The 21,727-nt window shown below is 70.6% G+C and carries 14 protein-coding genes; 2 read left to right on the top strand and 12 right to left on the bottom strand.

Annotation, left to right across the window (positions count from 1 at the left end):
- The first annotated feature begins 108 nt into the window (after nucleotides 1-108).
- Nucleotides 109-1,668 (top strand): arabinofuranosidase catalytic domain-containing protein, encoded by a 1,560-nt coding sequence (locus tag ACFP2T_RS45605; RefSeq protein WP_377433690.1) that lies wholly within the window; start codon nucleotides 109-111, stop codon nucleotides 1,666-1,668.
- Here ACFP2T_RS45605 and ACFP2T_RS45600 read toward each other — a convergent pair.
- The 7 genes from ACFP2T_RS45600 to ACFP2T_RS45570 all read right to left on the bottom strand — a co-directional run bounded on the left by ACFP2T_RS45600 (nucleotide 1,665) and on the right by ACFP2T_RS45570 (nucleotide 10,821).
- Nucleotides 1,665-2,597 (bottom strand): RNA polymerase sigma factor, encoded by a 933-nt coding sequence (locus tag ACFP2T_RS45600; RefSeq protein WP_377433688.1) that lies wholly within the window; start codon nucleotides 2,595-2,597, stop codon nucleotides 1,665-1,667. The two genes, ACFP2T_RS45605 and ACFP2T_RS45600, sit on opposite strands and share 4 nt — an antisense overlap.
- Nucleotides 2,579-4,984 (bottom strand): ricin-type beta-trefoil lectin domain protein, encoded by a 2,406-nt coding sequence (locus tag ACFP2T_RS45595; RefSeq protein ID WP_377433685.1) that lies wholly within the window; start codon nucleotides 4,982-4,984, stop codon nucleotides 2,579-2,581. The genes ACFP2T_RS45600 and ACFP2T_RS45595 overlap by 19 nt, the downstream gene beginning before the upstream one ends.
- A 312-nt stretch (nucleotides 4,985-5,296) precedes the next feature.
- Nucleotides 5,297-6,148, bottom strand: coding sequence for a sugar phosphate isomerase/epimerase family protein (locus ACFP2T_RS45590; protein WP_377433682.1), 852 nt, complete (start codon nucleotides 6,146-6,148; stop codon nucleotides 5,297-5,299).
- 6 nt (nucleotides 6,149-6,154) lie between these two features.
- Entirely contained in the window at nucleotides 6,155-7,339 is a 1,185-nt protein-coding gene (locus tag ACFP2T_RS45585; RefSeq protein ID WP_377433679.1) for a substrate-binding domain-containing protein, read from the bottom strand.
- Nucleotides 7,340-7,352: 13 nt separating this feature from the next.
- Nucleotides 7,353-8,336 carry an ABC transporter permease gene (locus tag ACFP2T_RS45580; protein WP_377433676.1) on the bottom strand — a complete coding sequence of 328 codons (984 nt, stop codon included), beginning with the start codon at nucleotides 8,334-8,336 and terminating at the stop codon, nucleotides 7,353-7,355.
- A 2-nt stretch (nucleotides 8,337-8,338) separates the two neighbouring features.
- Complete coding sequence (locus ACFP2T_RS45575) at nucleotides 8,339-9,313, bottom strand: ABC transporter permease (RefSeq protein ID WP_377433673.1); 975 nt, start codon at nucleotides 9,311-9,313, stop codon at nucleotides 8,339-8,341.
- Nucleotides 9,310-10,821, bottom strand: coding sequence for a sugar ABC transporter ATP-binding protein (locus tag ACFP2T_RS45570; protein ID WP_377433670.1), 1,512 nt, complete (start codon nucleotides 10,819-10,821; stop codon nucleotides 9,310-9,312). The genes ACFP2T_RS45575 and ACFP2T_RS45570 overlap by 4 nt, the downstream gene beginning before the upstream one ends.
- Before the next feature lie 523 nt (nucleotides 10,822-11,344).
- On the opposite strand from ACFP2T_RS45570, the gene ACFP2T_RS45565 reads away from it, so the two are divergent.
- Nucleotides 11,345-14,896: a ThuA domain-containing protein gene (locus ACFP2T_RS45565; RefSeq protein WP_377433667.1), complete on the top strand. Its 3,552-nt coding sequence runs from the start codon at nucleotides 11,345-11,347 to the stop codon at nucleotides 14,894-14,896.
- Between the two features lie 112 nt (nucleotides 14,897-15,008).
- Here ACFP2T_RS45565 and ACFP2T_RS45560 read toward each other — a convergent pair whose 3' ends face one another.
- The 5 genes from ACFP2T_RS45560 to ACFP2T_RS45540 form a co-directional block, all read right to left on the bottom strand.
- Nucleotides 15,009-15,995, bottom strand: coding sequence for an aldo/keto reductase (locus tag ACFP2T_RS45560; RefSeq protein WP_377433664.1), 987 nt, complete (start codon nucleotides 15,993-15,995; stop codon nucleotides 15,009-15,011).
- The gene (locus tag ACFP2T_RS45555; RefSeq protein WP_377433661.1) at nucleotides 15,992-16,870 is read right to left on the bottom strand and encodes an amidohydrolase family protein; all 879 of its coding nucleotides are present in this window, start codon (nucleotides 16,868-16,870) and stop codon (nucleotides 15,992-15,994) included. The genes ACFP2T_RS45560 and ACFP2T_RS45555 overlap by 4 nt, the downstream gene beginning before the upstream one ends.
- Entirely contained in the window at nucleotides 16,867-17,628 is a 762-nt protein-coding gene (locus tag ACFP2T_RS45550) for an SDR family oxidoreductase (RefSeq protein WP_377433659.1), read from the bottom strand. Before ACFP2T_RS45550 ends, ACFP2T_RS45555 begins: the two co-directional genes overlap by 4 nt.
- A complete protein-coding gene (locus tag ACFP2T_RS45545; RefSeq protein WP_377433658.1) occupies nucleotides 17,625-18,653 on the bottom strand; it encodes a zinc-dependent alcohol dehydrogenase in 1,029 nt (342 codons plus the stop codon). Before ACFP2T_RS45545 ends, ACFP2T_RS45550 begins: the two co-directional genes overlap by 4 nt.
- A gap of 101 nt (nucleotides 18,654-18,754) precedes the next feature.
- Entirely contained in the window at nucleotides 18,755-21,700 is a 2,946-nt protein-coding gene (locus ACFP2T_RS45540) for an NEW3 domain-containing protein (RefSeq protein WP_377433655.1), read from the bottom strand.
- Between the last annotated feature and the right edge of the window lie 27 nt (nucleotides 21,701-21,727).

Genomic DNA, 21,727 nt, shown 5'->3' with positions numbered 1-21,727 from the left:
GCACGACCGACCCACGCCCCCGATCCACCGCACCGGTGCGTTCCGCTCCCGACAGGCGCAGCACCTCCGCGCCGGGACATCGGGCCGCTCCGCGTTCAAGGAGGTCAGATGAGCACCAACGCACAGCACCCGCGGCGCCGGGCACCGCACCGAAGGCGCCGTCCGACGGCAGCGGCCACCGCGATCGTTCTATTCCTGGCCGCCATCGCGATCGTCGTCGGCGGCACCCCCGCCGCCGCCGCGACCGTCGACACCAACGCCTGGTACGTGCTGGTCAACCGCGCGAGCGGCAAGGCGATGGACGACTACGGCCTCGCCACCGACAACGGCGCCGCCGTCGTGCAGTGGACCCGCCACGACGGGAACAACCAGCAGTGGCGCTTCCTCGACTCCGGCGCGGGCTACTACCGCCTACAGAACCGGCACTCCGGCAAGGTTCTCGACGACTACAACTGGTCGACCGCCGACGGCACCGACATCGTGCAGTGGACCGACCTCAACGGCACCAACCAGCAGTTCCGGCTCGCGGACTCGGACGGTGGACACGTCCGCCTCCTCAACCGGCACAGCGGCAAGGCCGTCGAGGTGCTGAACGCCTCGACCGCCGACGGTGGCAGGGTCGTCCAGTACGCCGACCACGGCGGGACCAACCAGCAGTGGCTGCTCGTGCGCGTGGGCAGCGTCACGCCGACTCCCGGCGCCACCGACCCGCCCTGCGACATCTACGCCGCAGGTGGCACGCCCTGCGTCGCCGCACACAGCACCGTACGCGGGCTCTACCGTGCCTACAACGGCAGCCTTTACCAGGTCCGCCGCGCCTCCGACAACACCACCCGGAACATCGGCGTACTCTCGGCCGGCGGGTACGCCAACGCGGCCGCCCAGGACTCGTTCTGTGCCGGCACCTCCTGCGTCGTCACCGTCGTGTTCGACCAGTCCGGACGCGGCAACGACCTGTGGTACCAGGGGTCCGCCGTCGTGCCCGGGTCGCCACAGAGCAGCCCGGCCAGCGCCACCAGCGAATCCCTGACGGTCAGCGGCAACAAGGCGTACTCGCTCTACATCAATCCCGGGAACAGCTACTGGCGGGACGGCCACCTGACCGGTGTCCCCACCGGCGCCGCTCCCGAGGGCATGTACATGGTCACCAGCGGCACCCACGTCAACGGCGGCTGCTGCTTCGACTACGGAAACAGCGAAACCACCCGTACCGCCGACGCCGCCGGGGCCATGGACGCCATCAACTTCAGCACCCAATGCTGGTTCGGCGGCTGCTCGGGGCGCGGGCCATGGGTCCAGGCCGACCTCGAGTGGGGACTCTTCTCCGGCGGCAGCCAGACCTGGAACCCCAACCAGCGTGCCTTCACCAGCAAGTTCGTCACCGCCATGCTCAAGAACAACGGCACCACGAGATTCGCGCTCAAGGGCGCCGACGCACAGTCCGGCGGCCTGACGACCCTGTGGGACGGCGCGCTGCCGGCCGGGTACAGCCCCATGAAGAAGCAGGGCGCCATCATCCTGGGCAGCGGCGGAGACTGCTGCAAACCCAACGGGGGTGCGAACCTCAGCGCCGGCACCTTCTACGAGGGTGCCATGGTCGCCGGCTATCCGACGGACGCGACCGAGAATGCCGTACAGGCCAACATCGCCTCCGTCAGCTACCGCTAACCAGCAACCGGGGCCCGCGCACCCGTGCGCGGGCCCCGGCCGAGCACCTCGGCCGGCAGCGCCAGCGGAACGGGAAGCAGCGCGAGACCGACGATGAGCCGCTCGAGGGAAACCGGTTGCTCGCCGCTCGGGCAGACCGGACACGACCGGGTGTGCCGCGTGATGCGCTTCCGCCACAGCGGGCTCGGTACGCCGTCCCAACCCTCCAGCACCGCATTCAGCTGTGCGCACCCGGGACGCGCCTCCAACGCGGCGACGAGCGACCGGCTCAGCTCCAGTTGGTGGCGCATACGCTGGACCCGTACCCCGGCCTGAGCCACGCTCGTTGCCAGGGCCGCCGCGAGGGCGGCCCTGGTCAGCCGCCCCGCGGTCTCCAGCCACCACAGTGACAGCAGGGTTCGGTCGTGCCGGTCCAGCCAGTGACTGGCCCGTACCACCTGCCCGCGCTGGCTGGACAGCTCCACGCGAAGCAGGGCCAGCCCCTCGGCGTCGACGTCCGGTGCGTCGGTCACCTCGTCGAGGGGGGCGGTCCGCTCGGCGTCAGCCTGCCGCCGGTGGAGGTGGGTGCTGACCTGGCGCGTCGCGATCGTCAGCAGCCACGGCCCGAAGCTTTCCGGAGAGCGCAGCGCCCACAGCGCCCGCAGGGCGCGCAACATGGTCTCCTGCACGACGTCGTCGACGTCGGGAAGCCCGCCCAGCGCCCGGCGCACGACGGTGTACACCAGCGGCAGGTACGCCGCGAAGAGTTCGTCGAGCGCCCGCCGGTCGCCGGCCTGTGCGGCGACGACCAGGCTCGTCTCGTCAACCCTGCTGGCCGGCGTGTGCCTTACGCCGTTGGCGACGACCGCCGTTCCCCGGTGGGTGGGGGGTGTGGGACCGCACCCCGGCGCGGCCCCACACTCCCGAGGTGTCAGTTGCGCAGGTTCCATTGCTGGTTGGTGCCGCTGTGACAGGCCCAGAGGTGGACTTTCGTGCCGTTCGCGGTGCCGTTGCCGCTCGCGTCGAGACACAGTCCGGACTGCACGCCGGTGACGGTGCCGTCGGCGTTGACATTCCATTGCTGGTTGGCCTGACTGTTGCAGTCCCAGATGATCGCCAGCGTGCCGTTGCTGGCCCCCGCGCCGGAGGCGTCCAGGCACTTGTTGCCGTACACCGTCAACTGCTTGCCGGCGGTGTACGTCCACCGCTGGTTCGTCCCGCCGTGGCAGTCCCAGAGCTGCGCCTGGGTGCCGTTGGTCGTACTCGACCCGCCGATCTCGAGACAGCGGCCGGACTGACCCCCGACGATCTGCACGTTCTGCTGGCCACTGCCACTGCCACTGCCACTCTGCGGCCCGGCCGCCGTCATCACGGCCTGGGCGCCCGAGGGCCAGTTGCCGCCCGTCACCGTGACGTTGCCGGAGACGACGTTGCCCCGGTCGCCGTTGGTGACGTTGGTGCTGCCGTTGGTCGACCAGTTGTTGGTGACGGTGAAGTTGCCCATGTTCTCGGCGAACCAGTAGTTGGCGGTGGCCCAGGTACCGGTGTTCGAGAAGACGTTGTTCCTGGCGCTCCAGTACCGTGAGCCCTCGTCGAAGTAGATCCCGAAGTAGCCGTTGGTCCGCAGGCAGTAGTTGTCGCTGATCAACCCGCCCTGGTTCGCCGACAGCGTGTAGACGCATCCGCCGTCGTTCATCTGCTGCATCACGTCGTGCACGTAGTTGCCGATCAGCCGGTTGTTCGACGCGGTCGTCGGCGTCGAGTACCGCGGCTGGTAGTTGTACAGCCCCCGGTCGGCGTAGTGGTTGCTCCCGCCCGCGTCGTTGGCACCCCAGCCGTACCCCATGGACATCCCGGTGTACGGCATGTTGTAGACCTCGTTGTACGAGACGGTGGCGTTGGTGACGTAGGTGGTCAGCACCGACACGATGCCCCGGTGTTCCACGCCGAGATCGTGCAGCCGGTTGTTGCTGATGGTGATGTCCCGGTTGACCATCCGCTGGTCGCCGGGGTGGTGTGCGTCCGCGCGCACGCCGCCGACGATGATGCCGCCGGCCGAGTTGCGGGCGATCTCGGACCTGGTGACGGTGATGTTGCTGGCGCCGAGGCCGACCCCGCTGGTGTGGGCGGTGGAGTCGTTGCCGATGCCGATGGCCGTCTGGCCCAGGTTGACGAACTGGGAGTCGGTGAAGGTGATGTTGTTGGCGGCGGAGACCTGCACGGCGGCGGGCGACTGGAGCCAGTTCGGCCGGGTGGCCTCGAACTGCGGACAGCCGTTGTGGCAGGAGGTGAAGCTGGGCCAGCTCCAGTTGCCCGCGATGTAGGCACCGGTCTGCTGGTCCACGTAGCCCTGGTTGCTGCTGGGCCCGAGCCAGCTCGTGCCGGTGAAGGTGATTCCGCTGAAGGTCATGTGGTGGGCCGGCGCGTCGTAGCTGCCCCCGACGTTCACCAGGGACTGGAGCGTCGGCAGTTCCACACTGACGTTGCTCATGTTCTGGCCGCCCAGCGGGATGTACGACAGGGCGCCGCTCGCCGGGTCGAGATACCACTCCCCGGCCGCGTCCAGGAACTCGTAGGCGTTGCTCAGGTAGAGCGGACCCGCCCGGTGTGGGCTGGTGAAGGTGTCGTACCCGAAGTTGTTGTTGCTCCAACCGGGCTGCTGCATCGTGATCAGGTTTCCACCGATGCTCTGCACCGAGACGTACCGGTCGGTGAAGGAGTTGACGCTCTCCATCTGGATCCGGTTCTCGTTGGCCAGGTTGTTCAGGTAGTTCAACGCACTGTTGGTGAACCTCATGCCGGTGCTGTCCGCGGTGAAATCGGCCCGGTTGACCTGGGTGCGGGCCCGGGTGGCGATGGCGCCGTTGACGTAGAGCTGCCGGCTGTCGACGCCGGCGCCGACGTTGGCCCGCCAGATGTTCTTCCCGGCGTCGACGAGGGACCAGCCGGTGACCGCGCGGGCTCCGCTGATCACGGGACGGGCCGACGGGGCCGCCTGCCACATCACCCGGTAGCCGTTCGTGCCGGAGTCGGCGGCCGTCAGCCGGAGCGGGGAGGTGAGCCGGTACACCCCGTCGGCCAGCTCGACGACGATGTCGCCGGACATCGAACCGGTGCGGGATCGGACCGCGGTCTGCGCGCCGGGCAGGGAACACGGCGCGGCGGCGGTGCACGCGGTGCCGCTGCCCGAGGGGGAGGCGTACAGGGTGGTGGTGGCCGCGAGCGCGGGGACGGCCGAGCTGGTCACCACGGCAGCGGTGGCCACGGTGGTCAAGGCCGCCGTCGCGGCTCCGACCAGCACCCGCCGCCAGGCAGCGGGAACTGAGGGTACGGACACGGAGGTCTCCTTACCTGAACGGGGGTGGTGTGGTGTGGCGATGGTCCAGATCTGACGGTTCGACGCTGCGCGGATGTCGGCGCTGAGCAGGAGTCGCCGCCGGCAGCAGGCGCGGCCGGGCAGCCACGCCGGAACGAACCGCGGCGCCGTGGAACCGGCACCAGTGAAGTCGACTGTCAGAAGTTCATCATACGAATGATGTCTTTGCAAGAATCGATCGACCATCCGGGATCGGTCCTTCCCGGACGGCGGTCCGCCGGCCCCTGCGACCTCGACACGTCGGTGTCGGCGAGAGCGGAGGGGCCCGGCGGCTCAGCGGAGGATCCGCCGGAGATAGGTCAGGCCGTCCTGGGCGAGCCGATCCTGTGACGGCGCGAGCGGACGCCAGATCGAGGCGGCGGTGGCGATGGTCTCGTTCTCGGCGGTGAACGACTCGATGCAGACCGCTCCCCGGTAACCGGTGGCGCCCAACGCGGCGAAGAAGCGCGGCCAGTCGAGATGGTCGGCACCGGGAGCGCCCCGGTCGGTGCCGCTGACCTGCACATGCTTGATGTACGGACCGGCCAGGGCGAGCGCTCCGTACGGGTCGGCCTCCTCGATGTTCATGTGATACGTATCGATCATGATGCCGACGTTCGGCGGCAGGCCGTCGAGCAGCTCCACCGTCTGCGCGACGGTGTTGACGACACTCGTCTCGTAGCGGTTGAGCGCCTCCACACCGATGGACACGCCCCGCGCACCGGCATGCTCGGCGACCGGCGCCAGCGCCCGGCGGAAGTCCGCGTAACAGGCCGTGCGGGCCGCCGGGTTCATCCGCCAGGTCCGGCCCACCGCGGCGTAGACCGGGCCCCCGACGCACGGCGCACCCACGACGGCCGCGCTGTCCACACAGCCCTTCAGGTACCCCACCGTCGCCTCGACGACGGCCGGGGCGGCGTCCACGAGGTCACGCCCGGGCGGGGTGACCGCGCAGACGCCGGCCGCGGCCAGGCCGTGCGTCGCCAGCAGGTCGCGGGTGCGGACCGGATCCCAGTCGCCGGGTTGCTCGATCGGCAGCTCGACCGCGTCGAAGCCGAACGCGGCGATCCGTGGAATCAGTTCGGCCAGGGCCTCGTCGTCGACCGGCGAGGCCCACACCCAGGGATTGACACCGATGGCGTACAACGGAGCCTACTTCCAGCGTTGCGGATAACCGGGCAGGTCGGTGCAGCCGCACATGGCGTAGTGCAGCGGCGGCATGTCCGGGTCGAGGTAGCTGTCGAGGTTCTCCCGGGTGACCGTCGGCTGGGGCAGCTTCCACGGGCTGGACACCTGCTGGCCGTCCAGGATCCGCAGCGCGGCGATGATCGGCGTACGCCACTGGTAGGTCGGGTAGGTCGGCGCGATCGCGGTGAGGTTCTTCTCCTTCCAGATCTTCAGGAAGTCGAGCTGGTCCTCGCCGTTGATCGGTGGCACCGGCTTGCCCGCGTCCTGGAACGCCTCGACCGCCGCCACCGCGACCGCACCGGCGTCCATCCAGACGCCGTCGATCGTGCCGTGCCGCTGGAGGTAGTCGTCGACGATCTTCTTGGTCTTGGCCGGGTCGCCGTCGGTGAACTCGACCCCCACGACGTCGACCTTCGCCTTGTCGAAGGCGACCTTCGCGGCGGACCAGCGCGTCTCCAGCACGTCGACACCGGGCAGGATCCGCAGGGCGAGCAGCTTGCCGCCGGGCTTCATGTTCTGGCTGACGAACTCGGCCCCGACGTGGCCGAACCCGTACCCGCCGATGGGGTTGATGAACGTCACCGGGCACTTCGTGTTCACGCCACGGTCGAAGACGACGACCGGCAGGCCGGCAGCGCAGGCCGCCTCGACGGCCGGGGTGAGCGTGGCGGTGGTGTTCGGCGAGACGATGAGCGCGTCGCAGTCCTTGCCGAGCAGGTCGTTGATGTCCGCGATCTGCTTCTGGTCCTTGCCCTCGGCGTCGACGTGGACGAACTCCTTGATCCGGCTGCGCTGCGCCTCGACCTCGGCCTGCATGGTCTTGAACCCGACCTGCCGCCACGGGTTGTTCAGTGCCGCGTTGGAAAAGCAGAGCTTGTGCGGGCCGGCCTTCTTGAACTTCGCGGTGTCCACCATCGTCGGGTTGAGCGCCTGCTCCCACGGCTTGTCGGCCGGCCCGGTCGGTGCGGCGGCGAGCAGCGAGAGCTCGTTGTCGTAGTCGGCCTGCACGAAGAACTTCGACTGCTCCCCCGTGCCCGCCCCCGCGGCCGCGCTGGAGGTGCCCGACGGGTTCGCGGCCGGCTCGTCGGTGGCGCAACCGACGAGCGACAGCAGGGTGACCGCGGCCAGGGCCGCTATGCGACGTCTCACTAGAAGAATCCCCTTATCTGGACGAGAAACGCAGAGCCGAGACCGCCACGGCGAGCAGGATGATCGCGCCCTGGACGGTCGATCTGAGGGCGCCGGAGACGCCGTAGAAGTTCATGAGGGCGAAGAGCAGTTCGAGGGTCAACGCGCCGAGCATCGCGCCGAGCACCGAACCCCGACCCCCGCCCAGCGCGACGCCGCCGAGGACGACCGCGGTGATCGCCCCGAACTCCAGGCCGGCGCCGGCCTGGAACGACACGCCGCTGTAGCCGCCGAGCAGGATCGCCGCGACCGCCGCCGCGAGTCCGCTCAGGACGAAGGCGGCGGTCCGGGTCCGCCAGACCCGCACCCCGCTCAGTTCGGCCGTGCGCGGGTTGTCGCCGACGGCGACCAGCGTGCGGCCGAAGTCGGACCGCATCAGCAGCCCGGCCAGCGCGGCCAGGACCAGCAGGACGACCAGGGCGTACGGGAGCCGACCGAGCACCGGCACGTCCTCGAACGCGCGCCGGCCGAACCGGCGGAACTCCTCGGAGAGCCCACCCTTCGGAGCGCCGTCGGACCAGAGGTACACCGCGCCGACGAGGATCAGGAACATGCCGAGAGTGGTGATGAACGAGGGCACCCGCAGCCGCGTCGTGACCAGGCCGTTGACCAGCCCGACGAGCGCACCGCCGACGAGCAGCACCAGTACCACCGGCCAGGTTCGGGACGGGTCGCTGTCGATGAGCCGGGCGGCGACGACGACCTGGGCGGTGACCAGGGAGCCGACGGAGAGGTCGAACTCGCCGGAGACGATCACGAAGTACTGGCCGGCGGCGAGCAGGATGATCGGCGCCGAGCGGCCGAGGAACGACATCAGCGACGGCGGGGCGAGGAAGTCGGGCTGCCGGACGGCGACGAGTACCAGCAGCACCGCGAGGATCGTGAGGATCGGCAGGACGCCACCGGCGCGGGACCGCAGGATCCGCAGCGGCAACGGAGGGCGTTGAACGGTCTGCATGGCTAGGAGTCCGCCTTCCGCACGGCCTGGCGGGCGTAGACGGCGACCGCGGCGATGATGACGGCGCCGCGGATCACCTGCTTGAAGAAGGCGTCCACCTCGAGCTGGTTGAAGACGGCGTCGATGCTGGCGAGCAGCAGCACTCCGCCGACGGTGCCGATGACACCGCCGCGTCCACCCGCGAGAGCGGTGCCGCCGATCACCACCGCGGCGATCGACTCCAGGTCGTAGAGACCCTCGGTGCCGACCCGGGGCGCACCCGAGCCGAGGCGGCTGGCGAGGTAGATCCCGGCGAGCCCGGCGCAGAGCGCGCAGAGCACGTGGGCGGTGACGAGGACCCGGTCGTTGCGGACGCCGGAGAGCCGGGCGACCTCCGGGTCACCGCCGATCGCGACCAGGTGGTGGCCGAACCGGGTCCGGGAGAGCACGAACCAGGCCGCCCCGGTGACGGCGACCAGCAGCAGGAAGGACAGCGGTACCGGACCGACGCGCTGGTATCCGAGGGTCTGCACGAGCGAGGGGGCGGTGGTGCCGGCCGGGCCGTCATAGCCGTTGTCGAGGTACCCCTTGAGCAGCAGCCCGACGCCGAGGGTCGCGATGAACGCGTTGATCCGCAGTTTGGTGACGAGCAGCCCGTTGAGCAGCCCGATGCCGGCGCACACGGTGAGCGCCAGGCCGACCGCCGGCAGCACGGCGCCGTCGCGGCCGTCCATCGTCTCGGCGGCGACGAGGGTACTGAGACTGATCACGTACGCCACGGACAGGTCGAGCGAGCCGCCGAGGATGACCAGGGTCTGGCCCACGGCGACGAGCCCGAGCCCGGCGGCGACGTGCAGCAGGCTCACCGTCGTCGACTGGTTGAACAGGTGGCCGCCGTCGATCGTCACGACCAACCAGCCGATCGCGAGAACGAGGGTCAGGGCCACGAACACGCCCGGTACGGCCCGCCGGGTCGGCGAGAGCGAAAGGCCACTCACGCGGCCGCCTCCCGCACGGTCCCGACCGCCAGCGCGACGACCTCCTCCTCGGTCGCGCCGGCGGGCACCTCGCCCGCGACGCGGCCGTCGCGCATGACGATGATCCGGTCGCTCATCCCCAGCAGCTCCGGCAGATCGGACGAGATCATCAGCACCGCCGCCCCGTCGCGGGCGAGCCGCCGGACGAGATCGTGGATGGCCGACTTCGCCCCGACGTCGATGCCCCGGGTCGGCTCGTCGAAGAGCAGGATCCGAGGGTTGAGCGCGAGCCACCGGGCCAGTACGACCTTCTGCTGGTTGCCGCCGGACAGGAAACGGATCTCCTGGTCGTCGTCGACGGCCCGGACCTCCACCGCGGCGAGCAGCTCGCGGACCCGCACGGTCCGGGCGGCGCGGCCGGACCGGGCCGCGAATACGGCCCGGCTGGCGAGCAGCGCGTTGTCGAGTACGGACTGCCGGGCGACGATACCTTCGCCCTTGCGGTCCTCGGTGACGTAGGCGATGCCGGCCCGCATCGCGGCACGGGGTGAGCGCAGCCGGACCGGTGTGCCGTCGAGCGTGACCTCGCCGGTAGTGAACGGAGCCACCCCGAAGAGCGCCCGGGCCAGCGCCGAGCGCCCGGCACCCTGGAGGCCGCCGACGCCGAGCACCTCACCCGCGCGCAGTTCCAGGTCCACGCCGCGCAGCTTCCCGTTTCCCCCGTCGCGGACGGTGAGCCGGACCGGACCGCGCTCCTCGGGGCCGGCCCGGTCCGGGTAGTAACTGGACAGTTCCCGGCCGACCATGTGCCGCACCAGTTCGTCGGCGCTGGTGTCCGCGGTGTGCACTGTGGTCACCCGGCGGCCGTCCTTCAGGACCGTGATCCGACCGGACAGGTCGAAGACCTCGGCGAGCCGGTGCGAGACGTACAGCAGGCCGATGCCCCGCTCCTGGAGCCGGCGTACCAGCCCGTACAGCAGCTCGACCTCGTGGTCGGCCAGCGCCGCGGTGGGCTCGTCCATGATGAGCAGTCGCGCGTCGAGGGCGAGCGCCTTGGCGATCTCGACGACCTGCTGCCGCGCGACACCGAGACGTCCCACCCGGGCGTCGGGCGGCAGCGCGGTCTCGCCGATGGAGGCGAGGAGTCGGCTGGTGCGGCTGAGCATCTCCCGGCGGTCGACCAGCCCGCGGCGTACCGGCTCATGGCCCAGGTACACGTTCTCCGCGACGGTGCGCTCCGGCAGCAGGTTGAACTCCTGGTGGATGATGCCGATACCGGCCCGCTGCGCGTCGCGCGGACCGCGGAACGCGCGTGGTTCACCGGCGAACTCGATGCTGCCCTCGTCCGGGACGTAGCCGCCCGAGACGATCTTCATGAGGGTGGACTTTCCGGCGCCGTTCTCACCGACGACGGCGTGCACCTCGCCCGGCGCGACGTCGAGGTCGACACCGTCGAGGACGCGTACCCCGAGAAAGGACTTGCCGACGCCGCGCAGGACGAGCAACGGCGCCGATGGTGGATCTGACATCGCGGAAGCCCTTACGGATAGTAGTCAGGACGTGGTTCGTCCACCGCGCGGCGGATCGTTCTGCTCGCCCGACGACGAACTTTCGAGCGCGGCGCGGAGGCTTATGTTCTGCCGTTGCAAACATTCGCTTGACACGAACGAAACATCACACGTATGAAGATAGATGTTTGGATGCGGCTCCGCAATCCTCGACCTGAGGCGACTGCCGAGCCGGCCACTCGATCGGCAGCGCCGCCGGACCGAGGGGCCAGACACGGCCGCCCTCACCTCGGGACGACGTGAAACGCAGACGCAGACATCGATAGTCATCGATTCAGCGCCGCACCCGACACCATGCAGACCACGGGACGAGGACACACCCTACGTCACGCTGTGTGACGTCCCACGGGACTAACTGCCGTTGCGGCGGACGGCACGACGACCGAACAGCACCTCGTGCCCGAACGCGTGCCCAGGCTCCGCCTGAGGCGCGCCGCCGGGTCCGTGGCCGCAATCCCGTTGCCCGCCCGAACTAGGAGACGGCATGCGTCGCAAGACATTGATCATCGGAGTGCTCGCCGGCCTGTTACTCTCGCTCGCGCTCGCTCCCCCGGCATCGGCGGCTCCCGCGTTCCGCGCCCTGGTCTTCACCAAGACCACCGGCTACCGGCACGACTCGATCTCCGCCGGGGTCTCGATGCTCCAGCAACAGGCGTCGGCGAACAACTTCGAACTGGTGCACAGCGAGGACTCGACCGTCTTCACCCCGGCCAACCTCGCGACCTTCGACGTCCTCATCATGCTCCAGACCTCCGGCATGGTGTGGACCACGACGGCCCAGCGCCAGGCGGTGGAGGGGTACATCGCCAGCGGGAAGGGCATCGTCGCCATCCACAACGCCACGGACATGGGTATCGAGGGCGAGTACCCGTGGTGGGACCAGACCGTGAACGCCGGCGCCCACATGCCCGAGCACTCCCCCGGCGTACTGGCCGGCACCGCCATCGTCGCCGACAAGAAGCATCCCTCGACGGCCAGCCTCCCGGACCGCTGGAACCGCAGCGAGGAGTGGTACAACTTCGACAAGAACCCGCGCGGCGACGTCCACGTCCTGGTGACCGCCGACGAACGCACGTACAACCCGGGCTCCCGGGCGATGGGTCCGGACCATCCGATCTCCTGGTGCCGCAACGTCAGCGGCGGCCGGCTCTGGGCCACCGCGATGGGGCACGCCGCCGAGTCCTACAGCGAGACCAACTTCCGCAACCACGTCCTCGGCGGCGTCAAGTGGGCCGCCGGCAACGAGCCCGGCGACTGCGGCGGCACCGTCTGGGGCAACTTCGAGAAGCGCACCCTCGACGACAACACCGTCGACCCGATGGCGCTGGCGGTGGCCCCCGACGGCCGGGTGCTCTACGTCCAGCGCGGCGGGCAACTGAAGATCTTCAAGCCGTCGACCAACACCACCGTCACCGCCGGCACGCTCAGCGTCTACACCGGCGGCGAGGACGGCCTCACCGGAATGGCACTCGACCCGAACTTCGCCACCAACGGCTACGTGTACCTGTACCACGCGCCGGCGAGCAGTACGACCGACGTCAACCGGGTCTCCCGCTACACACTCAGCGGCGACACGCTGAACCTCTCCAGCGAGGTCCGGATCATCGACATTCCCGCCTACCGCGACCGGACCTTCCCCGAACCCGGCCACACCGGCGGATACATCGAGTTCGGCCCGGACGGCAACCTCTACATCGGCACCGGCGACGACACCCCGCCGAACCTCGACCCCAACTGGCAGGGCTACGCCCCGCTGGACTGGCGGTCCGGCAAGGCCAACCTCGACGCCGCCCGCAGCGCCGGCAACACCAACGACCTGCGGGGAAAGCTGCTGCGTATCCGGCCCTCGACCAGCGGCGGCTACACCATCCCGTCGGGCAACCTCTACCCGCAGGGAACGGCGCAGACCCGGCCGGAAATCTACGCGATGGGCTTCCGCAACCCGTTCCGCTTCTCGATCGACCCGGCGAACGGCTGGGTCTACCTGGCCGACTACGGGCCCGACCGGAACCCCCCGACCACCAACCGTGGCCCCGAGGGGCTCGTCGAACTCAACGTGATCAAGTCCCCCGGCAACTACGGCTGGCCGTTCTGCCACGGCGACAACCAGCCCTACGCCCCGTACAACCCGGACACCGGGGTCGTCGGCGCGAAGTTCAACTGCGCCGCACCGGTGAACAACTCGCCCAACAACACCGGCCTGACCAGCCTGCGGCCGGTCGTCGCGCCCCAGATCTGGTACGGCTACGGCACCTCGCCGACATTCCCCGAGCTCGGCTCCGGCGGCTCCGCGCCGATGGGCGGGCCGGTCTACCGGTACGACCCGGCGAACCCGTCCGCGACGAAGTTCCCGCCCTACTACGACGGCGTGCACTTCTTCTACGAGTGGTCCCGCAACTACATCAAGGAGGTCCACTTCGACTCGGCCACGGCGGTCACCCGGACCAACCCGTTCCTGCCCGGCGGCAACTTCAACAAGCCGATGGACCTGGAGTTCGGCCGGGAGGGCTCGCTCTACCTGCTGGAGTGGGGCACCAACTTCGGTGGCGGGAACAGCGACTCCGGGCTCTACCGGATCGACTACATCCAGGGTGGACGATCGCCGATCGCCAAGGCCACCGGTACGCCCACCAGCGGCAACGCGCCACTCACCGTCCAGTTCAGCAGCACCGGTACGGCCGACCCCGATCCCGGCAACACCCTCAGCTACCAGTGGACGTTCGGCGACGGCACCAGCTCGACGGCGACCAGTCCGTCACACGTCTACACCAGCAATGGCAACTACACGGCGCAGTTGAAGGTCACCGACAACACCGGCAAGACCGGCTTCGCCAACGTCCAGATCACCGTCGGCAACACCGCGCCGGTGGTCACCATCACCACCCCGGCCAGCGGCGGCATGCTCACCTTCGGTGACAAGGTGCCGTACCAGATCAGTGTCTCCGACCCTGACGGCACTCCGGTCGACTGCACGAAGGTCATCCTCAACCCGGCCCTCGGCCACGACGACCACGCGCACGAGACCACGGACTACCCCGGCTGCTCGGGCACCATCTCCACCGACCTGCTCGGCGGTCACCCCGACGGCGCCAACCTGTTCTACGTGCTCAACGCCCGGTACACCGACAACGGCGGCGCCGGCGGCGCGGCCCCGCTCACCGGCACCGGGCAGGCGATCCTCCAGCCCAAGCACAAGCAGGCCGAGTACTACACCAGCCAGTCCGGCATCCGGGTCGTCGACCAGGCCGGCGCGGAGAGCGGCAAGCGCGTCGGCGACATCGCCAACAACGACTGGGTCGCGTTCACCCCGATGAGCCTGTCGGGCATCACGAACGTCAGCTACCGACTGTCGTCGCCGTCCGGCGGCGGCTCGATCGAACTGCGCGCCGACTCGCCGACCGGCACGCTGCTGGCCACCACCCCGGTGCCGAGCACCGGCGGCTGGGACAACTACCAGTCCACGACGCCGGTGAACGTTGCCGCGCTCACCGGAACCCATCCGCTCTACCTGGTGTTCAAGGGCAGCACGAGCAACTGGTTCGACCTCGACTCGCACACCTTCGGCGGCACCGGCGTCGGCAGCGGCAGCGGCAACACCGACGGCATCGCGGGCCGGACCTGGACGGTCACCGCGCAGCACAGCGGCAAGCTGATGGACGTCAGCGGCGTCTCCACCGCCGACGGTGCCCAGATCCACCAGTGGGCGGCCACCGGCGGCAACAACCAGAAGTGGCAGGCGGTCGACGCCGGTAGTGGTGCGGTCTACCTGAAGGCGGTGCACAGCGGCAAGTGCGTCGAGGTGGCCGGCAGCTCGACCGCGGCGGGGGCCTTCCTCCAGCAGGCCACCTGCAACAACGGAAACCAGCAGAAGTTCACCGCCACCACGACCGGGACCTCCGGGGTGTACACGGTGAAGAGTGTGCTGAGCGGGCTCTGCGTCGACGTCAACGGCGCCGCCACCAGCGACGGAGCCCGGCTGTTGCAGTGGAACTGCGCCGGCAGCACCAACCAGCAGTGGCGGTTCGGCGCGGTGTGACGGACCGCGGCTGCCACGGTAGCCAGTGACGTCCCGGGCGGGACCGGCATCCGACGCAACGGAGCCGGTCTCGCCCGGGACGTCGGCGTCGACCAGGACGGGCCGGCCGGCCCTACCCGGGCGGCGGCGCGGCGAGCAGCCCGGCCGCCGTCAGCGCGTTCCAGACGTCGTCCGGCACGGCGGCGTCCGACCGCCGCACGGCCTCGGTCACCTGGGTCGCGTTGCGCACTCCGACCACCGTCGAGACCACGGCCGGATGCCGGCGGACGAAGGCGAGCGCGGCCTGCGGCAGGGTGACGCCGTACGACTCGCAGACCTCGGCGATCCGCCGCGCCCGCTCGATCAGCTCCGGCGGGGCCTGCTGGTAGTCGTAGTACGCCTCGGCCGGTGGCCGGTCCCGGGACAGCAGTCCCGAGTTGTAGACGCCGGCGATGACCACGCCCACCCGGCGGCTCACGGCGGCGGGCAGCAGGTCATGGGCCGCGCCCTGCTCCAGCAGGGTGTACCGCCCGGCACACATCACCACGTCGATGTCGGTCTCCCGGACGAACCGAGCCAGCATCGCCGAGGAGTTCATGCCGGCCCCGATGGCGCGTACGACGCCCTGATCGCGCAGTTCGACCAGGGCGGGCACGGCCTCGGTCGCGGCCTGCTCCCAGTGGTCGTCGGGGTCGTGCAGGTAGACGACGTCGATCCGGTCCAGCCCGGTGCGGTCGAGGCTGGCCTCGATCGAGCGGCGGACACCGTCACGGCTGAAGTCCCACATCCGTCGGTGGCTCGCGGCGACGTCGAATCCCTCCGGGTCGCGCCGGTGCGCGTCCTCCGGCGTGGGTACGAGTATCCGGCCCACCTTCGTCGACACCACGTACTCGTCGCGCGGCCTGTCCCGCAGCGCGGCACCGAGCCGTCGCTCGGACAGCCCGAGTCCGTAGTGCGGCGCGGTGTCGTAGTACCGGACGCCCGCGTCCCACGCGGTCTCCACCGCCGTGTCGAACTCCTCGTCCGTGGTCGCGCGGTACAGGTTGCCGCCCTGGGAGGCGCCGAAACCCAACGTGGTCAGCCGTACCGCCGGGCGGCGCGGCAGCGCGAGCGTCCTCACGGCACCTCCAGCCGGTAGGCCCGCCGCGCCGTGTGCGCCCAGATCAGCGCCCGGTCGGCTGCGCCGAGATCGCCCAGCGACTCCGCCAGGACCTCGACCCACCGCTGGTACGAGGTGGCGAGCAGGCACACCGGCCAGTCCGAGCCGAACATCAGCCGGTCCGGCCCGAACACGTGGAGAGCGTTGTCGACGGCGGGTCGGAGGTCCTCCGGCGTCCAGGGCGACCGTCGCACCTCGGTCACCAGGCCGGAGAGCTTCGCGGTCGTGTTCGGCGAGGTCGCCAGTGCCCGCAGGTCCCGGGTCCAGTCCGCCAGTTCCGGCCGGCCCAGTGCGGGCTTGCCCAGGTGGTCGAGGACGAACCGCACCTCGGGCAGGTCGCGCGCCAGGCGCGTGGCCATGGGTAACTGGTGCTGGCGGACCAGCAGGTCGAAGGCCAGGCCGGCGGCGCCCACCGCCGCGATGCCCGCGCGGACGTCCGGACGGTCCAGGTACGCCGGGTCGGTCTCGCCCTGGACGAGGTGGCGGATGCCGACGAGCCGGTCCCCGCCCCGTGCCGCCCGTAGCCGGTCGATCCGGTCGGCGACGTCGTCGGCCGTCAGGTCCACCCAGCCGACGACCCCCCGGACGAGGGTGCTGTCGGCCGCGACGCCCAGCAGGTCCACCGTCTCCGCCTCCGAGGCGATGGACTGCACCACGACGGTCCCGGTGACTCCGGCGGTCCGGGCCAGCGGGGCGAGGTCGACGGGTTCGAAATCCGCGTCGATGGCCGCCATGGCCACCGGGTCGATCCATGGCTGCGGATGCCGAGCCCGGACCCAGAGGTGGTGGTGCGCGTCGACGATTCCGGGGCGTCCCGGCACCTGTTCGCCCGTCATCGGCCCAGCCAGCCGCCGTCGACGGGCAGCACGATCCCGTTGACGTAGTCCGACGCCGCCGACGCCAGGAACACCGTGGCGCCGCCGAGATCGTCGGCGCGGCCCCAGCGGCCCGCCGGGATACGGGCGAGAATGGCCCGGTCACGATCGGGGTCGTCGCGCAGCGCCCGGGTGTTGTCGGTGGCGATGTAACCGGGCGCGATGGCGTTGACGTTCACCCCGAGGCCCGCCCACTCGTTCGCCAGCGCCTTGGTCAGCCCGACCACGCCCGACTTCGAGGCGGCGTAGCCGGGGACGGTGATGCCGCCCTGGAAGCTCAGCAGCGACGCGGTGAAGATGATCTTTCCTCGACCGCGCTCGACCATCGTCCGGCCGATCTCCCGGCTCAGCACGAACTGGCTGCTCAGATTCACCTCGATGACGTGGTCCCACATCTCGTCCGGGTGATCGACGGCCGGCGTACGGGCGATGGTGCCGCCGTTGTTCACCAGGATGTCGATCGGCCCGAGCGCGGTGAGGTCCCGGGCCAACCGGTGCACGGCCGCCCGGTCGGCGAGATCGGCCCGCAACGCGCTGAACCGGCGGCCGGCCGCCCGTACCCGGCGTTCCACCTCGCTTCCGTGCGGTTCCAGTTGGGCGGAGACGCCGACGATGTCGGCACCGGCCAGGGCCAGGGCCTCGGCCATGGCCAGGCCGATGCCGCGCCGGGCGCCGGTCACGACGGCGGTCCGTCCGGACAGGTCGAACAGGGCGGTCACCGGTTGTCCTCCCGCCAGTCGAGCAGCACCTTCAGCACGCCACCGCCGCCCTCCAGGGCCGTGAACGCGGCGGTCACCGCTTCGACGGGCTCGACCCGGGAGATGAGCCGTCCCGCCGGGATCGCGCCGGAGGCGACCAACCGGATCGCCTCCGCCATGTCGTCCCGCTGGTACAGGCGGGCGCCGAGCAGCTCCAGCTCGCGCCAGAAGAACCGGTGCAGGTTGACCTCACGGGGCCGGGGGTGGATCGCCACCATCACCAGCCGGCCGCGGGTGGTCAGAACGTCCACCGCCGTGGACACGCCGGCGGCGGAGCCGGAGACCTCGAAGGCGATGTCGGCGCCCGCACCCTCGGTGCGGTCGTCCACCAGCGCCACGACGTCGGTCGTTCCCGGGTCGACGGCTTCGATCCCCATTCCGCTCGCGGCGGCGCGCCGGAACGGATCCGGCTCGACGAGAAGGACCCGTGCGCCGCGTCCCTTCGCGACGATGGCGATCAGGACCCCGACCGGCCCGCCGCCGACCACGACCACCTGGTCGTCGGCGGTCACGTTCCCCCGCCGGACGTCGTGTACCGCGACCGCGACCGGTTCGACGAGCGCCGCGTGGTCGAGCGGCAGTTCTTCGGGGAGCGGCAGGACCAGGTCCGCCGCTACGTTCCAGGAGGACTGCATGGCGCCCGGCGAGTCGATGCCGAGGAAGTTCATGGCGTGGCAGATGTGGGAGTTCCCGCGCCGGCAGGCGGCGCACCGCCCGCACGACCGGGTCGGCATCACGGTGACGGCCTGGCCGACGGACCAGCCGGTGGTCTCCTCCCCCACGGCCGCGATCCGCCCGGACATCTCATGTCCGATGATCGCCGAGGCGCCGACCCGGGCGTCCATGTCCCCGTGGTAGATGTGCAGGTCGGTGCCGCAGATCCCGGTGTAGGCCACCGCGATCCGCACCTGGCCGCGGCCCGGTGGTTCCGGGTCACGTTCCTCGATCCCGAGGTGGCGCGCCCCCCGGTAGACGACTGCCTTCATCGATCCTCCGTCTCGACGGTCGGTACGTCGGTCGTCCCGACCGGGCATGGTCGTGGGTGCACCGCCAGGGCGGTGCACCCACGACTCCCCTGTTTCTGGGGTCAGCTCACGCTGAAGTTGGTGAAGCTGAACTGTCCCGTCACGCCGGCGGCGTGCGAGGTGGCGATCAGTCCCGCGTCCTGGGTGGCGGCGATGCCGGGCAGGCTCACGGTGGGGCCGACCTTGGTCCACGTGACGCCGTCCGTGGACCAGTAGCCACTGACCTCGGTACCGGAGCGGACCAGCCGGACCCAGGCCGGCGCCCTGACCCCGGCGGCGCCGCTGAACGAGTCGAGGTAGCCGTTCCCGTCCGCGTCCCACTGGAAGGCGGCGCCGTTGCCGGGCGTGACCACCATGACGGCGTACCCGGGCGACGAGGCGGCGCCGGTGACGTCGTTGCGCAGCACGACACCCGCCTTGGCCCACGGGTTGGTGTTCGCCACGGCGGTGACCCGGGCGGTCACGGTGGCGGTGGTGCCGACCGCATCCTCGCGGTAGATCGCGCCGTACTCGTCGAAGGACCCGCCGCCGTCCTGCCAGATGTCGGTGCCGGAGGTCAGGATGGCGTACCCGCCGTCGGCCTCGGCGAACTGGCTCGGCACCGAGCCGTGCCCCTTGGCCGAGGTCAGCGGGTTGAGCGCGGTCAGCGTCAGCGTCCGGTCCAGGGCGTAGGCGGTCCGCTCGGCCCGGAAGCCCACCGCCGCCCGGACATCCGCCGTCGCGACCGGGGTCGGGACCGACCCCGGTGCGGTGACCCGCCACGACACGGTCGTCGAGGCGCCCGGGGCCAGCACCGGCGCCGGCCGCTTCCCGGTGCGGACCGCCTGCCAGCCCTCGGGGACGGTGATCGAGGAGGTCAGGGCGGTCGCCGGACGGTCGCCGAGATTCTCCATCGTCGCTGTGACCGTGCTGGAGCCGCCGGCACCCACGCTGGTCTCGTCGGCGGCGAGGAAGGCGCCGACCGGAGGACGCTGCACGTCGGCGGGGCCACGGTACCGACCGGTCGGACCCGCCTGGTACATCACCCGGCTGGCCTCGATCGGGATGTTGCCGCCGGTGATGGTGACGTTGTCCCGGACCGTGTTGCCCCGACTGCCGTCGACGAGACCGGTGATCGCCGGGTTGGTCGCGTAGTTCCCGGTCAGCGTGAGGTCACCGGTACGGTTGCCGTTCTGGTTGTTGGCGTGCGCCCACTGTCCGGCGGTCCGGACGAACACGTTGCGGGAGCTGTGCAGGTATCGGGATCCCTCGTCGAAGTAGAGGCCGAGCTGCCCGCTGTTCTCGCAGAGGTTCTCGTCGATCGTGCTGCGGGGCATCGCGGAGAGGGTGTAGATGCAGCCGGCATCGAACATCGTCTGGACGACGTTGCGGACGTGGTTGCCGACGACCCGGACGTCGCTCAGGGTCGTCGGGGTGTCGTAGATCGGCTGGAAGTCGTACAGCCCTCGGCCCAGGTACTCGGGACTGCCACCCGGGTCGTTGGCGCCCCAGCCGTAGCCGAGCCCGATGCCGGTGTACGGCATGTCGGAGACGTAGTTGTGCTCGACGGTCAGCCGGGTGACGTAGCTGGCGAAGATCGCGGCCTGGTCCAGGTACTCCCGCGCCGTCGCGTAGACCCGGTTGTCGCTGATCCGGATGTCGCGGTTGGCCATCCGGGGGTCGGACGGGTGGTGGGCGTCCGGCCGTACGCCGCCGACCACGATGCCGCCACCGGCGCTCGCGGTGAACGTGCTGCCCACGACCGAGACGTCGTGCGCGCCGAGCCCGATGCCGGTGGCGTGGGCGTTGGCGTCGTTGCCGATGCCGAGCCCCACCGAGCCGAGGTTCACGAAGGTGCTGTCGACGATGTCGATGCCCTCGGCCGCCGACACCTGCACCGCCGCGGCGGCCTGCGACCAGTGGTTCCGGGAACCCTCGAATCCCCGGCAGCCGAACTCGCACGAGGTGAACCCGTCGGCCGGCCGGTCCGGTTGGACCCCGCTGATGAAGACCCCGGTCTGCTGGTTCGCGTACCCGTTGGGCGTGCTGGGGTGCAGCCAGGTGGTGCCGGTGAAGGTCAGGCCCTCGAAGCGGAGGTTGCGGGCCGGCGCGTCGTAGCTCCCGCCGACCTGGACCAGCGTCTCCAGCCGGGGCAGTTCCACCCGGGCCCGCGCCATCTCCTGGCCGGGGAGCGGCTTGTAGTAGAGCGTCCCGGCGGTCGTGTCGAGGTACCACTCGCCGGCCTCGTCGAGGAAGCGCCTGGAGTTGAGCAGGAAGAAGGTCGGGGTCCGCAGCGGGGACTGGATGGTGTCGTACCCGTAGGTGTTGTTGTCCCAGGCCGGCTGCGCCATGGTGACCGTGTCGCCGACGATGCTCTGCACCGGCGCGAACCGGTTGGTGAACGACAGCATCGCCTGGAAGTCGATGCGCCGCTGGTCGGGCAGCGTGGCCAGGTAGGCCAGGTCCGGGTTCTCGAGGGTGAATCCGGTCGCGGTCAGCGTGATGTCGGTACGGGCCAGCCGGAGCCGGGCGCGCTGCGCCGGGACCCCGTCGACGTAGAGCTGCCGGGTGTCGAAGCCGGTGCCGACGTCGGCCCGGTAGACACCTGTCGCGGCGTCGTCGAGTTCCCACTCGGTGACCGCCCGGGCACCGCTCAGCACGGGCGTCGCCCCCCGCGCGGCCCGCCAGGTCACGGTGTGCCCGTTGCGGCCGGAGTCGCCGGCGTCGAAGCGTAGCGGCGAGGTCAGCCGGTAGGTGCCGGACAGGAGCTGCACGACGACGTCCCGGTCCCCTCCGGCGGCGGCAGCCCGGGCCCGCCGCTGGGCCTCGGCCAGGGTCGCCAGCGGCCGGGCGCGGGTTCCGGGGCCGTTGTCGTCGGCGCCCACGGCTCCGGTGGGGCCGACCACGATCGTGCGGGCGGCCGGGGCGGCCCCGGCCGGGCCGGCCAGTGGTCCGGTGAGCATTCCGGCGGCCAGGATCGCGGCGGCCGCCGCCGTGGTTCGTCTGGACGGTACGGGCGAGGGGGACACGCGGATGTCCTTTCGGTACGCAGACGT

Origin of the sequence: Plantactinospora solaniradicis (assembly GCF_042658085.1) — a bacterium.
GTDB lineage: Bacteria > Actinomycetota > Actinomycetes > Mycobacteriales > Micromonosporaceae > Plantactinospora > Plantactinospora solaniradicis.
Note: the sequence above shows the minus strand (reverse complement) of the source record. Positions and strands in the feature narration are given on the sequence as shown.

Bases quoted from the DNA above. Each gene is read 5' to 3' on its own strand.
- ACFP2T_RS45605 (WP_377433690.1), top strand. From the start codon at position 109: ATGAGCACCAACGCACAGCACCCGCGGCGCCGGGCACCGCACCGAAGG.
- ACFP2T_RS45600 (WP_377433688.1), bottom strand. From the start codon at position 2,597: ATGGAACCTGCGCAACTGACACCTCGGGAGTGTGGGGCCGCGCCGGGG.
- ACFP2T_RS45580 (WP_377433676.1), bottom strand. From the start codon at position 8,336: ATGCAGACCGTTCAACGCCCTCCGTTGCCGCTGCGGATCCTGCGGTCC.
- ACFP2T_RS45570 (WP_377433670.1), bottom strand. From the start codon at position 10,821: ATGTCAGATCCACCATCGGCGCCGTTGCTCGTCCTGCGCGGCGTCGGC.
- ACFP2T_RS45565 (WP_377433667.1), top strand. From the start codon at position 11,345: ATGCGTCGCAAGACATTGATCATCGGAGTGCTCGCCGGCCTGTTACTC.
- ACFP2T_RS45555 (WP_377433661.1), bottom strand. From the start codon at position 16,870: ATGACGGGCGAACAGGTGCCGGGACGCCCCGGAATCGTCGACGCGCAC.
- ACFP2T_RS45545 (WP_377433658.1), bottom strand. From the start codon at position 18,653: ATGAAGGCAGTCGTCTACCGGGGGGCGCGCCACCTCGGGATCGAGGAA.